Here is a 15,410-nt window from a genome sequence, read left to right as displayed (position 1 = left end):
CAGCTATCTTTAAAGATCAGTTTTTTTATTCTAGGAGTATTTCTGAAGCAATATTGATATAGGCACCTTCTCATATGAAAAAGGAGTTCTAAAATAGAAATCTCCTTTTTCATGTGCAAATTATTTTTCTTTATAACGAAAATATCTAAAGTCGGCCGGAATATGATTACCACTGGTATCTTGGCATTGCATCCCTACAAAGGCCCCTGTGAAGAATCCTCCCCCACGGATGTAATCATCTGATAATTTTTTCGATTCCAGTGCAATGTCAATTTTGTGCCAATCTTCTTTGTTAAAAGAATAGAAATAATAATATTTGTCCTTTTCAATATTTACTTTTAAATATACATACTTTACTTCACGAGGTATAACAATTTTATTATTTAATGGCTGTGAAAAAGAAAAGTTGTCACATATTGTTAATTCAAGAATGCGGCCCAGTTCTTCATCATGCGTGACTTGAAGAGCCGTCCAGTTCTCTGTATTGTAATAATTCACCAATCCAGCGGCTTGTTGAAAATTTTCCGGATAAAACTCAACAGCAGTTTCCGCTTCAAAATGGAGACTTTGCCAGCGTCTGGCTACAAATGCCTGGGTAAATGTCGAGGTCAATGATTCATGACCGAATAATCGTAAATGATTTGGCGCTTGAGTCAATGAACCTAATTCATTCGTGAATGGGATTCTTAAAGTTTGAAAATTTATATTTAATGTTGATTCCTCAAATTCATCTACTTCCGGGTACGTTGCTTCAAACTTGGTTTCGGGTATAGAAGGTGCTTCTACCTCCAAGCTCCCTTCTTTTCCACCTTCTACATAGGGCCATTCATCTTTCCAGTAAAGTTTTTGAATAGCTGTTTCTCTGCCCAAAGGACAATATCCTCTCTGCTGAAAAATTGAATCATCGTCAGGATGAATAGGACGTCCCGTTAAATGAGCTAAATACCACTCATCTGTATGTGTTTGAACAATGGATGCATGTCCACATTTTTGCAATGGATTTCCTGGGTCATGCCATGACGTTAAGATTGGATTATCAGGATGAACTTCATATGGTCCCTCAATATTTGTAGAACGGGCAATTGTAGCAGCATGTTCGAACCGTGTTCCTCCTTCTGCAGTTAATAAATAATAATAGTTCCCAATATGATAAAGGTGCGGAGCTTCTGTCAGTTTTCTATCAGTTCCTTCAAATATTACTTTTGGTTTACCGATTAATTTTTGCTCTTTATCAGAATATTCCTGTATAACAATTCCTCCAAATGAGTGCCGATCAATACGGTGATCCCATAACATATTTAATAAATACTTTTTTCCATCCGTATCATGGAACAAAGAAGCATCAAACCCCGAGCTATTTAATGTAATCGGCTCCCCCCAATCACCATTAATCGTTTCACAAGTAACTAAATAATTGCGACAATCTTTCCATGCGCCATCTACTACCTTAACATCCGTATAGATCAGCCAAAACTTCCCATCACTATAGCTTAAACATGGTGCCCAAACCCCACCTGAATTTGGATTTCCTTTCATGTCTAATTGTGAAACTCTCTGTAATGGATGTGCAACTAAGTGCCAATTTACTAAATCTTTTGAGTGGTGTATCTGGACTCCCGGAAACCACTCAAATGTAGATACCGCGATATAATAATCCTCTCCTGCCCTACAAATACTTGGATCGGGATTGAATCCTTTAAGTACGGGATTGATAATTTTCATAGGGAATTCCTCCTCAGTTTATTTTCTTTTTTAAGCCTTGAAATCATCAATATGATCCAAATAAACTTTGTCTCTATTCTCTAATTCTCGAACCATGTTTTTATATTTTTTCTCATCTAAGTTATAGAAATTAATATCAATTAAAGCTAGAACCAGCAGGAACACGGGAATAATGGTTGTTGTAATTAAAATCCCCGTTAATGCCGCCGGGGTTTGTGCCTGATTTGCCACATATCCAAACTTATCAAGAACCAGACCCGGAACAACTCCTCCTAAGGCCATACCAAACTTAAAGAAAAATCCGATTATAGCGTAAATGAGCCCACCCATTCTTTTCCCAGTCCTGTACTCTCCATATTCTATTGTTTCAGGAATAAGCGCCCACATATATCCCCCGGCAGTGAGACTTCCAGCAGCAGCGATTAATCGGCAGACAAGTATGAGGTATACATTACTTGGCGGAACAAACAGTAAAGCTAAGAGGCCGATCATATTCAGTAATAATGCATAGTTTAGTAATTTCTTCTTCCCCAAAAATTGATGAAGCCTTGGAATAAACGGTAAAATGACCAAAGCGGGCAAACTACCTATCAAACCGTACCACTTCACCAAATCCTCTCTTTCTAAGTTATACGTTACGTAATAAATGCCAACCGAATTACTGATGGAATTCACTCCAAAAATAATAATAAAGAAAATACTTAATACAACAAGTGGACGATTAACACGAAACTGCTCAAATATATCCGTAAATTTAATTTTTTCTTCGGATTTTTGAAGAGTGACACGCTCTTTTGTGCTTTTAAAACAAAAGATTAAAAGGCACCCGCCTATCATTCCCAAAATACCCATGGTTAGTTGCCAGCCAAGAGATTCGTTGCCGGAAGTATCGCTTAAATAAGCAGCCAGTAAGGGAACAAAAAATGCAACGACAAGTCCCCCAAGATTCGCAAATAACATGCGAACAGAAGTTATACTAACCACTTCTTGATTATTTCTAGTCATTGCAGAAGTTAACGCGCCATATGGAACGTTTATCGTAGTGTATGTAAGCGACAAGCCAACATAGGTCATATAGGCATATATTAATTTCCCCATATCCGAAAAGTCTGGTGTTGTAAAACAGAGTATTGCCAGTATGACAAATGGAAAAGCTCCGAATAAAAGATACGGTCTAAAGCGTCCAAATCTGCTGTTCGTTCTGTCAACTATTGTTCCAATAAAAGGATCAGCGAGAGCGTCGATTATTCTAACCACTAAAAACATAGTACCGGCTGCTGCTGCCGATAAACCAAAAACATCTGTATAGAAGAACAAAAGATACGTAGACACTGTTGCATAAATTAAATTACAAGCAAAATCTCCAGACGCATATCCAACTTTTTCAACCATGCTAATCTTCTTTACATTTTCACTGAGCATGATTTCTCCCCTTTTCGATCCATTAATATGGAACAGTGTGAAACGGTATAACAATTTCTCGAATTTACGGTCAGTAAACGTTTATAAAAGCGCTTTCAAAACAGTGCAAAAAAATATGGTGATCAGCAAGCAAAAAATTCATCTTTTTTCGATATGCCTTATATATCTGGAAAAGGATAAAAGCCTCATTCTTTCGTTTCTTATATTGTTTAGCTCCATTAAATCGACCCTCTTATCCCCCTTCCATCCATATTCAGTAAGACCTTATCTTGTGGACAATGAAAGTTCATCTCATTAGTTTGTTGACCGAACAAACTAACTTGATTTAATATTATAAAATCCTTTCGACTTTTTCAACATCTTTTTCAGAAAGTTTAAACAGGTAAGATTTTAAAACTCTAAAAACCCTGAAGATCATTTTTACAATCTCCACTTTAAAAGAATTCTTTCATCTAAAAAGCCTTTTGTATTACTTAAAAAAATCGGTTCCATTTGTTATAATAAGTGTATAGAATTTTAAATTCATAGTATACTTCATTCCCCAGGTTCTCCAACCAAAAGCAGTCTATTCAGATCTGCTCCTTAGTGTTTTCTTCTTTTAACTTTTTGTTTAGCTTAAACCCAATTAAGACATTGACAATCGCTGCTGGAAAATATAAAATTCCTGCACCCATTATTCCCAGGGCAGTACTTGAACTCACTATAAATGCCTGCATTTCTGTATTTCTTGACTTCAGGCTAAGTAATACTAGGATACCGGCTAAAACCCCTATAAGTCGTGCAATACCTGAAATAAAGAAATCTGTTAGGACTCCAAATAATTGTCCAATAATTGATAGCACAATCCCGAAAAAGCTGGATAATAAAACTAATTTTTTCATGGTATCCCCCTCCTTTTGATGCGTGAATGCCGATGTTGTGGAATGAAAAAGAGCATTTAGTTTAATGCTCTTTTTGCTTTTGGTATCCGACAGTCATATACAAAGAAATTTATGTATTTAACTTTTCATCATTTTTAAAAGTTCTTCCTATTCCTTTTGTAACCTGCATAGAGGCCGCCAAAAATAACTATAACATTACAATCCAAATAAAAAAATTCAAGTCAATTCCCCCAATTAAAAATAACACTTCTTATGCTCTCGGATTAATTAAACAATCTGAATATTTACTCTGTTTGTTTCAGCAGCCTTTACTTATTGTGAACGGTGTAAACACATTATTTAAATCAAATTTAAATTCGCAGAAATATTAAGTCCCAGAACCAATAAATTAACGCAGCAATAATGCTCATAATGTAATACCCAAAGCTTCAGAATACGGTAAGAGCATTTGACGGATAATCAACAAACCAGAAAAAAAACACAGCTAAAAAGGCTACTGCAGCATAAATTAACAAATTGATCAAACTGAATTTTCTGGGCCTTCTTCTTAGTAATTTTTGCAAAGGAATAGCAAATAATAAGTAAGTGATAAATGAGTAGAATGCTATGATTCCTATTGTGATTAATGCGATCGCCATAAAACTTGAATAAACAAACATATACAAGCCAAAGACTAGACCATATGATAAGCTTGAAAATACCAATGTATAAGCGTAACTGCCTAACGGTTTATATAACCACAAAATGGTACCTCCGCTATTCTTTAAATTTTAAACTCCAAATAACAAAGTCCCTCCTATAAACCAGAAAAAAGGAAATGGAAACATAATTGCATTTAAGACAATCCCATATACAGCACACCGTTTATTTGTCTTTATTGAAACGAACGCTAAAATGATTCCTATAGGAGAAAGTAATATTGGAAAAAACACCGGCATTCCTTGCCATGGAAATGACATAACTCCCGTAAAAAAATTAATAATTAAGATAGCTGAGATAATTGGAATCGTGATTGAAAAAATAGCTGCAGCTTTTCTAATATTCATATTGAAAGCAAGTCTCCGTTTTCCTTAAAATTGTAGTTTTATTTAGTCTTGAGAAAGTTTGTCAAAATCTCTTTCTTTCATTTCAGGCAGAGTTATATCAATCCCTAACATTTTTATTAATTCTTGTACGTAGCTTTTTATTGCAAGCATATTAAATGGGAAATCGAAATCAAGTTCTTCTTTAACGCTTAGAATATCCATTGCATACGAACAATTATGCTTCATACCTAAAAGATCACCATTAAAGCTTAATACATCTTTATACGACTGATCAGATAACTCAAAGTGAGTAACTAATAAACACTAATATGGTTTCCGCCTTGAGAATCAAAATCCACTAATCTTTCATCAAATACTAATAAAAATGCAGATCTCTCATAATCTAATTCTGCCTTTCCTGATATAAATCGTTTTTAAAAAAGTATTTACATTCACTTATACTCTTCTACCCAGTCGTGATACTTTTCATAAAGGTGACGTATTCGTTTGAAATCATGAGCTATGACTTCGCATCCGCGGTCATCATAGATAAAGAAAATAATGTCTTTTGTAATGTTCACAAAGAAAACATCAGGGTAATCAATAGAGTAACCTCCGAATTTCGGTTTTTGTGGAAAATCCTCATTACTGGCTGCTTTAAGTAATTCAGTTACACGTAAGTCTCGAGGTTTGCATAACAGGGAAAATTGTTGCATCTCGTATTCTTCAGCTTTATTGATTTCGAAAGGGTAGGGATATGTCTTCACCATAATTTGATTCAAATGATTTTTACATTTTAGAAACGGTTGATACACCTTTAATTTTCTTATACATTTCTCTTTCTTTTTGTGCTTATACATATTCGTCACAAGGAATATGTCATCATTTTGTTCAAATAATTCATTAAAAATGATTGAGGTTTGTTCATATACAACCCGAAACATCTTTAAATTTAATTCTTCATTTGCTTTGAGTTGATAGATATTTTCCCCAAGACAAAAATGGATTCCTGTGCCCCATTGATTATAGATGCTAGGAATTAATTCGAGGTTTTGAAACCTTTCCTCCATATACTCCATTATCTTCATTTAGACATTCTCACTTTAGGAATATGATCTTTTTGGAATATCAACAACTCATGCAGTTCGATGTTTTGATAGGGCCAGACTTTATCAAACAGCTCTCTCGGATACAGCTCCATTTCGTCATTATATAGCTTTATGACAGTTGGATACTCATGATCAATATCTCTGGAAAGTTTCCGGATACTGATCTTTCTTTGGTCTATAATCGTTTTTAACTTTGATTTAATCATATTCTCACCTTTTAGTTATTTTTGATCACTTAAAATGATCATTAAGTTTATAATGGATTCTTGACCTCGCTGAATTTAATAATCCCGCTCTTCATGTTCAAATCCATAAATACCTTTTATCCACACATCGCCGCAGCCTGGACTTTTTGTTATTGCCAACTGATCACCTTCTACAGTCCAAATAACTCCCTGTGAATTCTTTCTCGCTCCTTGAAAATATCTATCAGTTAGAGCTATTCTGCTAAGTTTCATATTTAGAGTACAGTCTTTATTATTGTGTATTGTGAATTTATAACCAAGTGAGGTCAAAATTCCGGTCGATCAAAACAAAGTCTACATTTGTTTAATCCACCGTTAGCTTTACTTCAGCATTCGGAAGATTAAAACTTGAGACTAAGCCTAAGCAAACCAAAGTTAAACGATTAACCCTTTTCATCCCTCTCTCCCTTTACCCATTTATGGCATAATTCAGTAAATGAAAGGGCATTTTGACTTTACATAAGGAAAAGGATTGTGATGATTTAAGCTACGCTGCTACCCTCCCAATGTTTTGCAGAAAAACCGAGTCCCATATCCAAAATATTACAGAAAATGAGACGCTAAACAAGTAAATTTCATATCCCATCAGAAAGTTTAAGGTGTTTTTTGGATCAGTAATGAACGCGAAGAATAACCATACTAAGAAGGAAAAGAATATGTATATGAGTAAATATTTCGCGTTAAACCTTTTTGGATTGCGATTTAAGAAATATTGAACAGGTGCAACAAAGATTAAATAAAAGATAAAGAGAAGAACACTTATTAGGAAGTATGGTATGTAGCCGTCATAACCAATGCCAAAAACATAAACAACAGCAGCTGATAACGCGGACAAGACATGAACAAATATGATCCTTAAAACTTGCATGTTTATAACCTCTTTCTTAATGAATGCTTCTTCAACATTGTCTAGATCCTCCTTAAAATCACTTTAAAACTACTGCTCTACTTAGAAATTAAACATCTTGGTCGCATTTCTCATTCTTCCGCCATTGAATAGTATTTCGGCGAGTTATCGCAACAGGTATTAAGAGTAGAGTACCGACAATAAGCAACATAAAAAAGATCACAAACAGCGCACCTGTTCCCGGAACAATTTCTTCATAGGTAATAAAGCGCTCCTTCCCCTGCAGGACAAAGAACCGAGAATTTTCGAGAAAGACCAGATGAAAAGCGATAGACGTCCATAAGCTTCCTGTTACAATACGCAGGAGTTGAAGGATGCATCCAAAAGTCAACAATAAAACGATGTAATCTAATGTGATAGCAGGTGATTCAATTCCAGCTATATATTGCAAAACACTTACAATTATTGGTGCAAGCACAAACAGGATTGGTTGTAGGAGTAAGGCCATAAAACAGTTCCAACGCTTATTTAGAGCATAGTACACCGTCCCACGAAAAGTTAATTCCTCTGGAAAAGCTTCATAAAAGAATGCGATAATCATATTTAGGAGCAATGCTGTCACTAAATGGACAGAGAAGTGAAATTGTGTAACTTTGATCCAGCCTAATAAATGGGCGATAGCGAAACCAGACCCGGATAATACAATCACATATATTGCTCCTATTATGGCTTTCGGAATGGCTTGCCGCCACCCAGACAGTCCTATAGAATAAAAGGGTCTACTAGACATCCGTTTAAGAAGAATGTAGAGCAACGGGACAGTTATTAATGTGACTAAACCTGCTTGGATGCCTTGCTTCAAAAGCTTGGAAGCTCCTGCTTGGCTAGCCATTGAACCAACTAAAGTAGCAAAAAACAAAGCAAATACGAATGTTCCCCAACTGAGCAAGACAGTTCCTAACCATTTATGATGATTGTCTTGTTTTCCGCTTTTGGTGAGATGAATTTGCATTTGGATACCCCTCTCACATCATTCATATTAAGCACTATAAGCCCTACTATCACTATACGTTCTATAGCTGTTATGGTTTCAAATTCCTGCATTACCCCTCTTACAATTCCACTCTTCCTCTAAAATAGCGTAATAATATTCATCCCACCATTCATTGCCTTTTGGAATACATTTTTTAAAAAATCCTTCTCTTCTCATTCCGATCTTCTCCATAACTCGGTATGAAGGAATATTCTCAGGTTGACACGTAGCTATAATCCTATGTAAGTTCATTTCTTTAAATCCATATTCCAAGATAGCTTGGGCTGCCTCAGAAGCATACCCTTTATTTTGATAATTCGGATTAAACACCCACCCAATTTCATATGTATGTTCACCAAAATACTTATAAAAAACAATATGGCCTATAAGAAAGTCTTCATCTATTAGTATGACAGGGAATTTTTCAGCGTTATCACCTTTGTTTTTACTTACAAATGCCTTTGCGTCTTCTTCAGTAAAAACCCCTTCAGGTATATACTTCATTACATTAATATCAGCTGTATACTCATATACAGCTTGCCAATCTTTGAATTCAAATTCACGTATCAATAACCTTTTTGTTGTTATGTGCATTAAAGTAACTCCCCTCATGCTTACTTGATCTTTATTTCGATATTAAGACAACAATAACCTCTTTAAAACTATCCTTATTCAACAATATTGCCTCTTGCTAGAACAACTCAAGGATTTCTGACTATGAAGAAGCAAAGGAATATGATTCTCCAAAATAATCCCCCTATCCTTCTCTGAGGGGTAATATGGGGAATTTATGACAAAACTAAAGACGAAGTAAGATCATTTACTGTGGATGCAACTCGTAAGCCAGATTGCAAAGATAAAATATGTAAGAATTAAACAAACATCCTCTTACAATAAGTAAGAGGATGTTTGTTACCAACAAGATTGTTTAATTTAATTGGTATTCCTTATTAAGCTTTTTAAGAAGTGAAATTTCAACTTCGTATTGGCTTCCATAAATTCTGCTTATTTTTTGCACTTCTTCCTTTGAGCCGAAGAAAATAACTTTAAAATCATCATTTACGTATTGAACTACAAAAAAATCATCAAAATCATCAAATGTATTTTTATTTATCGAAATAAAACCACTTGATTGAGCTGTTGTTTTTACACTAATCCGTCTGCCATCACTCACAACATCAAATCCATGTTGATTAGTTTTGGCGTGCCAGAGTGCCGTTGGTTTGGATTGCACAAATGAATTCACCGATTCTGCCAATTAAATGCCTCAATACTGTAGGCTTACAGTTCAATACATTCATTTCATATCTCAGGATTTGGTTATATTCATTATAAAGGTTTACAAGTTGTTCTTTACTAATGATTTCGGCTTGATCATTTATTTGGTTATTAGTAACAGAAGCTTCTCGGAGTGATTTAACACCGTTTACCCATTCGCCTACGATAACTTCCTTATCTTCCCCTTTTGATTTTCTAAAAATAAGTCCTGTATAAAGAGAGTTTTCACCTAAGTATTTGTAAGAACTTCTATTCATATATTCAAAGAGGTGCTTATTAAAAGAAATCCCCTTATTATACCGGTTATAACAATAATCTGATAAAATAATGCTATCCGGATTAGTTCCGTATTTTTCTTGAAGGGTTTTCTTTACTTCTTGAGGTGAAACCAACTCATTGATCTTATTTTTCAAAGCATCCTTAATTTGCTCGTAAATTGTCATTATACTTCCCTCAAATTGCAGTTTCTTTGGTTGTTGAAATTAGTCATAATTTTTTCTTTTGCCGAAGTGTTATACTGAAACCAGTTTATAATACTCTTGGAGATTCGGATTTACTTCCCAATATTTCGTTCCATTTGAAGACACTAGCATATCAAACCATATCTCGAAATTAGAATCTAAGTTAATCGCATTTTCAATATCATCAATTGAGTCTAGATATAGCATATAGCCTAATCCATTTTTTGATTTGTTTGTGTCTATGACATATCTTCCATCAAAATGATATCCAATTAAAACGTATCCCTCTGGGAAATCTTGAACCTCATTATATTCAATGATTCCCTCTAAGCTAAGTATTTCAATGCCATCAAACATTTCCATCCCATTGTGTTGTAACAAAAACTCTTTATAGTCATTAGGGAAAGTAACACCTAATTTCTTTTCTAAGCCGCTAATTTCTTGAGGAGTTGCTGGATTTTTGAAATGAAAAGTAGCATCTTCCAAGACATAACCCCCATGATGGAACACAGGAAATGTACCATATTTAGTAACTGCTTTCTTAATACCATCTAGTGTCATGTGAACTAACTTTCCTTCTTCCATAAATGCTCCTCCTTAAATCATCTCACTAAATTTTCTCACACAGAACATTAATAGATACATTTAAAAGGGACATAAACTGTTTATTAAGAAACAATTTTACTCATAATTAAAGCAGGATTAGTGGTGAACAAAATGTAAGTGTTATGTGCTGTTTTAATTACTACCCTATCTGTTGAGCCATAAGGAAACCCAATCCTTACTGCGCTTTTCTCCTCTCCCCCATAGTTTGGATCAAAGAATACATCGTTAATTTCATTGATTGGAATTTCAATTTTGGATAGCTGCCAATTGATAATTAAGTTTTCATTTGATTTTTTAACGTTGATTCCAAGCATAAAAACATTCCCCTTTTGACTATGAATTCAGTGCAACAAACACGCTTTAAAATTCAATAAATCCAAAAAGTAATAATTACGGGAAATATGACTATAAGCAAAAGAGCCCTTTCAGGCCCTTACTTTTCTTTTATCCTTGGTATGAATTTGTTACAAACTCTTTTGCTTTATTAGCAACAGCTTCCCAAGTGGCGACAGCATTATCAAGATCCGTAGAAAGCTTATTGATATCCTCATTCTCAAACCCTTGGGCGAGTGAATAAAATTGATTTGCTATAGAATGCCAGATGCCTTCGATTTGTCCTATAAACTCCTTAGACTTTTCTGCTTGGACTATTACATTAACCAAGTCTATATTGATACTGTGAAGCATCCCCAAAACTTTTACTTCTAATGAAAGTTGTGCATCTATATTGTTTAACATATTCAGAAAATGATCAATTTGTTGTTTAACTGATTGTATATCAGAACACTCTAATATTTCAGATACAATAAAACCAAATAAAGGCCCTAGATCAAAGCTGAATTTTACTTTCTCATTAATATCATGACCTTCAACAAATATACCCAATATTTTTTTTAATCCTAAGAACATATTTATTGAATCATGTATCTCACTCTCATCATTATACTGTGAATCTAAATATGCGACTTCTTTTTCTAAAGAATTATTCAATTGTCTAACACCTATACAGTCGTTACTACCTTGAAGAAGGGAATTTAATTGGTTTTGAACCTCTTTCATAGACTGTTGGTGTTGATTGAGTTCTCCAGCAAGCATTGAACAGGAAGACTGAAATTGCTTCGCAGCCTCTTGTCTTCCTTGTTCATTGCTATCGTTAGACATTATTTGTAATAATTTTATATCCCTATTAATCGTTCTAGTTGCAAAAGATCCAATATTATTAATATCGTTAACCATATTAAGAACACTGCTGAATAAATTCTTCATCCACCAGTTACACAACTGTTTATATTCATTAAAAACATCATATATTTTTTGAAAATCTTGAGGAATTCCAACGTCATTCGGTATAGCCAGATAAGTTTTCATCTCTTCATTGCTCATAGGTAAACCCGATCCTGTAAGAATATCCGCTTGAGTATTTGCCCAGAATCTAGTAGATATTAAAAGCCCCTCTTTTTCCAAAAGACCTTGAGGCCCATATGGAGATGTTGAATCTAAAACATTATCAAATTTCATTTCTTAACCACCTTTCATATTATCCAACGTTATATATTTAATATAACAAAAAAATTCAATTATTCTTTTTTTTTATTTAATGGAAAATAAGTGAAGAAACGTTTAAAAATTGACTGAGTTAAGAAAGAAATATCTGAATGGAGTGCCTAGTTCCCCACCCTGCTTACCAACATAAAATGGACAGAGATCAAGACAACGATCAAGACAACTATGCAAATGAACGTTGATTGAAAGCCCTTTGCGGCTTTCTTTTTTATTTCTCGAATTGTTTGTCATTGAGTAAAAATATGAGCGTCTCTTCAATTTCTTTTTCTAAGTCATTATTATTTAAATCGAATAATGTTCCATAACCCGTCCCTTTATATCCACCGTAGTAATACCACAAATCCATTGTGAAACAGTTTAATTCTTCATCACAGACTATTGCAGGTTGATAGTAATTAATTGCTATTTGTGAACGATATTCTTTTTCAAAACATCTCTCAGCTGTAAAATCATTTAGCACATCTCCATCTATGTCTCTACAAATTTTGATGCTTAGGTTTGGTTTACCCTGTGCTTCAAAAACATCTATATACTTATTCTGCAGCTTTTTCGATACTACTTCCCCCAGGCTCTCCAACTCAAATATCATTTGCTTTAATTCTTGATTTATATCCTTTTCTGGAATCTGTATATAACCCTCATCGAGTGGACTTTGATTTTTCTGTTTTTTGAGTAATTGACTTAAAGCTTTCCACACAGTGTTGTCCTCCTATCATAGTTTCTTTAGACGTGCCTCTATGGAAATGGTCATTTGGTGATCAGCTTCACGAAATGCCTCAGCAAATGTTTCAATTCCAGTATCCTAGAAACATGGCGTTCGATAATCATGCCCACGGAAGCCCCAGCTGTGTGGACCAGTTGCAAGCATAAACATCATTACTGACTTTGTCAAAGGGATACTAAATAAAAAAAGAACCTTTATTTTACCATTGGCTTACTTTTAAAAATTTATAAATTATTATTATATTGAACAGTGTTGGTATGATGTATACAAGACCAGTTCCAAGTAGACCTATTACTGAACTAGAAATTAATAAAATGCTGAAGATTGGTTTATTATTTGTCTGGATTGAAGCAAGCATGGTTATAATTCCCGCCAAAGCACCTAAAAACCATAAATTCCCCAAAGTGTAAGAGTCATCTATAACCGCAAACAGTTGAGCCAGTACAGAAAAAACCACTCCTAATCCCCCGGAAAAGATAGTCAATTTTTTCATAGAAATCTCCTTTTTGAAAATTGATTTAGATTTCAACGTAATTATGGATTTATCTGGTGATGGTGTCAATGTTAAACATCTACTTTATTCATCTTATTGCTGGTAGAAGTATTGAACAAAGGAACCATCACAGAATTTGTCGAATATTTATGCGTATTGCTTTCCTTAAGCATAGTATTATTTTCCTTCTTGAAAATTTAGTACATAGTCTTATCAGTGACATAAATAAAAGCGACCTGCTTTTAGCAGTGCCGCTCCATAATTTATTACCTATTAACATAAAAAATCCCCTGACACCAATAGTGCCAAGGGATTGAGAGATTAATACTGAGACATATACTGTTCGCGTTCCCAAGGATGTACTTGCGTTCTAAACATAATTTCGAATTTAAATAAACAATACACAGCACTGATAACCCTTGAAAACAAAGGATTTTTCAGTGCTTTATTATTTTTAATCTGAAATAAAATCTTTATAAATCTCAATATTTTTTGGTCTTAATTTTGGTCCAAAGCATGTTTGTGGATTATATGCTCACTACCTTCACAAATATAAATATATTCAAAAGAATGAAAATAAAGATATCATGGTTCAAACCGTTCTAAAATCACCCAAAATATGTAACTCGTGTTATACTGTAGGAAAAATGCGGAGGATCACTATGGGAAAATTCGGACTTTTAATTGGAAATGGTTTTACAGTTGATTTTGCTAGAGCAAATAATTTGAACTCTTCAAACCCACTAACTTGCTTTGATTCTGAAAAAATTAATTATAATGATTTTATAGAAAACTTGCCAATTGTTAAAAGTGAGCTGATTGATAATATTCAAGCAGCAAACCATTATGATGTTATTAAAGATTATAGAATTAAATATCAAAATGATACTGGAGCCGAGTGTCAGCTGAGAAGATTTCTTGCAACAATATATTCTAAATTCCAGTTAAATATTAACTCTATAAGTTTAAATGAATGGAAATGGTTTAATTGGTTCAAGAAAAATAAATTCGATTTATCTTTTGCAATATCATTTAATTATGATTTGTTACTAGAAAGAGTACTCAATGAATCCAACATAAAATATTACCGTATTGGTACTATTGAAAATAAAAAACGCGTACCTATTTTTAAACCTCACGGTTCAATTGATTTTGATGTGAACCCACAAATGATTTCAGGACCTAATATTTGGACTACGCCAATTTCACTAAACGATTGTGGGAGACTCCATGTAGTCAGGCAAGATGAATGGATGGAGCCTAGGATACAGGCAGATTTAATCCCTCCTTCATCTATTAGCAATCATCTTCATTTAAGTTGGGTAAGGGAAGGGTTTGCAGTGACTGAAAGAAAAGCTAAAGAAGTATCTCATTTTATAATAATAGGTTGTTCATATTGTGAGGTTGATCGGTTAGAAATAGACACTATTTTAAAGATGCTTAAAAAAGGGACAAAAGTCATTATATGCGATCCGTTTCCAAGTGAACCTTTGATTAACAAAATCAAAGAGTTAAAACTTGACTTTGAGGTGAAAAGTTCTGAAAGCGGATTGCCATGGGAAGGTATATTGCCATCAGCCTAAGTGGCAGTTTTTATAACTTTATAGTGGCTAGCAGGTAATCCATAATCGTTACCTTCACAAAAAACTGTACAAGTTTGCGGGGCAATTACCTCTTTTACAATCCATTCGCTACCTATTGGATAGATAACTTGCCCCCATTCTAAACTGGCTTCTTTAACCACTTTAATTGTGTCTCCTATACTCGGACAGCCACTGACCATATTTTATCATCACCTCTTTTTTAAGTATATGACACATAATGTAGTAAATATACAATAAAAAATTCGGCATTAAAGTTCCTAAATACCAAAGTTAAAGAAGCCCAAGCATAATACTGCCGGCAATCAATATTAAGAAATACAGACCACAGATCAAATCAAACGAGTCATTTAACCAACCTATAGTTTTAATTTTTTTCTTTCTTCTAAGGTAACATTTC

The 15,410-nt window shown here is 34.1% G+C and carries 15 protein-coding genes and 6 pseudogenes; 2 read left to right on the top strand and 19 right to left on the bottom strand.

Translation table 11 applies throughout. The annotated features are described in order from the left end of the window. Positions 1–120: 120 nt before the first annotated feature. From xynB to AC0OMU_RS06005, 15 genes and pseudogenes are all read right to left on the bottom strand, one after another. On the bottom strand, positions 121–1,722 hold the full coding sequence (gene xynB, locus AC0OMU_RS06075) for a xylan 1,4-beta-xylosidase (RefSeq protein WP_474240971.1): 1,602 nt from the start codon (positions 1,720–1,722) through the stop codon (positions 121–123). A gap of 30 nt (positions 1,723–1,752) precedes the next feature. Further along, positions 1,753–3,144, bottom strand: coding sequence for an MFS transporter (locus AC0OMU_RS06070; RefSeq protein WP_474240970.1), 1,392 nt, complete (start codon positions 3,142–3,144; stop codon positions 1,753–1,755). Between the two features lie 569 nt (positions 3,145–3,713). Then, positions 3,714–4,025 (bottom strand): hypothetical protein, encoded by a 312-nt coding sequence (locus tag AC0OMU_RS06065; protein WP_015483267.1) that lies wholly within the window; start codon positions 4,023–4,025, stop codon positions 3,714–3,716. A 350-nt stretch (positions 4,026–4,375) separates the two neighbouring features. Then, positions 4,376–4,771, bottom strand: a pseudogene (locus AC0OMU_RS06060) (UPF0715 family protein). Positions 4,772–4,795: 24 nt separating this feature from the next. Continuing rightward, positions 4,796–5,071: a hypothetical protein gene (locus AC0OMU_RS06055; protein WP_015483265.1), complete on the bottom strand. Its 276-nt coding sequence runs from the start codon at positions 5,069–5,071 to the stop codon at positions 4,796–4,798. Between the two features lie 42 nt (positions 5,072–5,113). Further along, a pseudogene (locus AC0OMU_RS06050) lies at positions 5,114–5,475 on the bottom strand (hypothetical protein). A 27-nt stretch (positions 5,476–5,502) separates the two neighbouring features. Next, positions 5,503–6,138, bottom strand: a complete 636-nt coding sequence (locus AC0OMU_RS06045; protein WP_032725792.1) for a DUF3885 domain-containing protein — start codon at positions 6,136–6,138, stop codon at positions 5,503–5,505. Continuing rightward, positions 6,135–6,365 (bottom strand): helix-turn-helix transcriptional regulator, encoded by a 231-nt coding sequence (locus tag AC0OMU_RS06040; RefSeq protein WP_327830127.1) that lies wholly within the window; start codon positions 6,363–6,365, stop codon positions 6,135–6,137. Before AC0OMU_RS06040 ends, AC0OMU_RS06045 begins: the two co-directional genes overlap by 4 nt. 526 nt (positions 6,366–6,891) lie before the next feature. After that, on the bottom strand, positions 6,892–7,272 hold the full coding sequence (locus tag AC0OMU_RS06035; protein WP_474240969.1) for a UPF0715 family protein: 381 nt from the start codon (positions 7,270–7,272) through the stop codon (positions 6,892–6,894). An 88-nt stretch (positions 7,273–7,360) separates the two neighbouring features. Next, positions 7,361–8,263 carry a CPBP family intramembrane glutamic endopeptidase gene (locus AC0OMU_RS06030; protein WP_063335391.1) on the bottom strand — a complete coding sequence of 301 codons (903 nt, stop codon included), beginning with the start codon at positions 8,261–8,263 and terminating at the stop codon, positions 7,361–7,363. Between the two features lie 78 nt (positions 8,264–8,341). Next, complete coding sequence (locus AC0OMU_RS06025) at positions 8,342–8,878, bottom strand: GNAT family N-acetyltransferase (RefSeq protein ID WP_474240968.1); 537 nt, start codon at positions 8,876–8,878, stop codon at positions 8,342–8,344. Positions 8,879–9,212: 334 nt separating this feature from the next. After that, positions 9,213–10,005: pseudogene (locus AC0OMU_RS06020) on the bottom strand (DUF7225 domain-containing protein). A 69-nt stretch (positions 10,006–10,074) separates the two neighbouring features. Beyond that, the gene (locus AC0OMU_RS06015; RefSeq protein ID WP_474241186.1) at positions 10,075–10,509 is read right to left on the bottom strand and encodes an SMI1/KNR4 family protein; all 435 of its coding nucleotides are present in this window, start codon (positions 10,507–10,509) and stop codon (positions 10,075–10,077) included. A gap of 182 nt (positions 10,510–10,691) precedes the next feature. Beyond that, complete coding sequence (locus AC0OMU_RS06010) at positions 10,692–10,943, bottom strand: SunI/YnzG family protein (RefSeq protein ID WP_047182645.1); 252 nt, start codon at positions 10,941–10,943, stop codon at positions 10,692–10,694. A 130-nt stretch (positions 10,944–11,073) separates the two neighbouring features. After that, positions 11,074–11,337 (bottom strand): annotated as a pseudogene (locus AC0OMU_RS06005) (toxin); the annotation flags it as partial. A 905-nt stretch (positions 11,338–12,242) separates the two neighbouring features. On the opposite strand from AC0OMU_RS06005, the pseudogene AC0OMU_RS06000 reads away from it, so the two are divergent. Continuing rightward, positions 12,243–12,374: pseudogene (locus AC0OMU_RS06000) on the top strand (excalibur calcium-binding domain-containing protein); the annotation flags it as partial. Between the two features lie 26 nt (positions 12,375–12,400). Here the strand turns inward: AC0OMU_RS06000 and AC0OMU_RS05995 are convergent. From AC0OMU_RS05995 to AC0OMU_RS05985, 3 genes and pseudogenes are all read right to left on the bottom strand, one after another. After that, positions 12,401–12,889 carry a hypothetical protein gene (locus AC0OMU_RS05995; RefSeq protein ID WP_474240967.1) on the bottom strand — a complete coding sequence of 163 codons (489 nt, stop codon included), beginning with the start codon at positions 12,887–12,889 and terminating at the stop codon, positions 12,401–12,403. 226 nt (positions 12,890–13,115) lie between these two features. Further along, the gene (locus AC0OMU_RS05990; protein WP_015483259.1) at positions 13,116–13,409 is read right to left on the bottom strand and encodes a hypothetical protein; all 294 of its coding nucleotides are present in this window, start codon (positions 13,407–13,409) and stop codon (positions 13,116–13,118) included. Positions 13,410–13,730: 321 nt separating this feature from the next. Then, positions 13,731–13,856: pseudogene (locus AC0OMU_RS05985) on the bottom strand (hypothetical protein); the annotation flags it as partial. Positions 13,857–14,071: 215 nt separating this feature from the next. Here AC0OMU_RS05985 and AC0OMU_RS05980 point away from each other — a divergent pair. Continuing rightward, complete coding sequence (locus AC0OMU_RS05980; RefSeq protein ID WP_474240966.1) at positions 14,072–14,992, top strand: hypothetical protein; 921 nt, start codon at positions 14,072–14,074, stop codon at positions 14,990–14,992. Here AC0OMU_RS05980 and AC0OMU_RS05975 read toward each other — a convergent pair. Beyond that, positions 14,989–15,153, bottom strand: a complete 165-nt coding sequence (locus AC0OMU_RS05975) for a hypothetical protein (protein ID WP_158003513.1) — start codon at positions 15,151–15,153, stop codon at positions 14,989–14,991. The genes AC0OMU_RS05980 and AC0OMU_RS05975 overlap by 4 nt on opposite strands. Between the last annotated feature and the right edge of the window lie 257 nt (positions 15,154–15,410).

This window comes from Bacillus sp. FAU18 (assembly GCF_056033885.1).
This window is presented reverse-complemented; position numbering and strand designations above follow the sequence as displayed.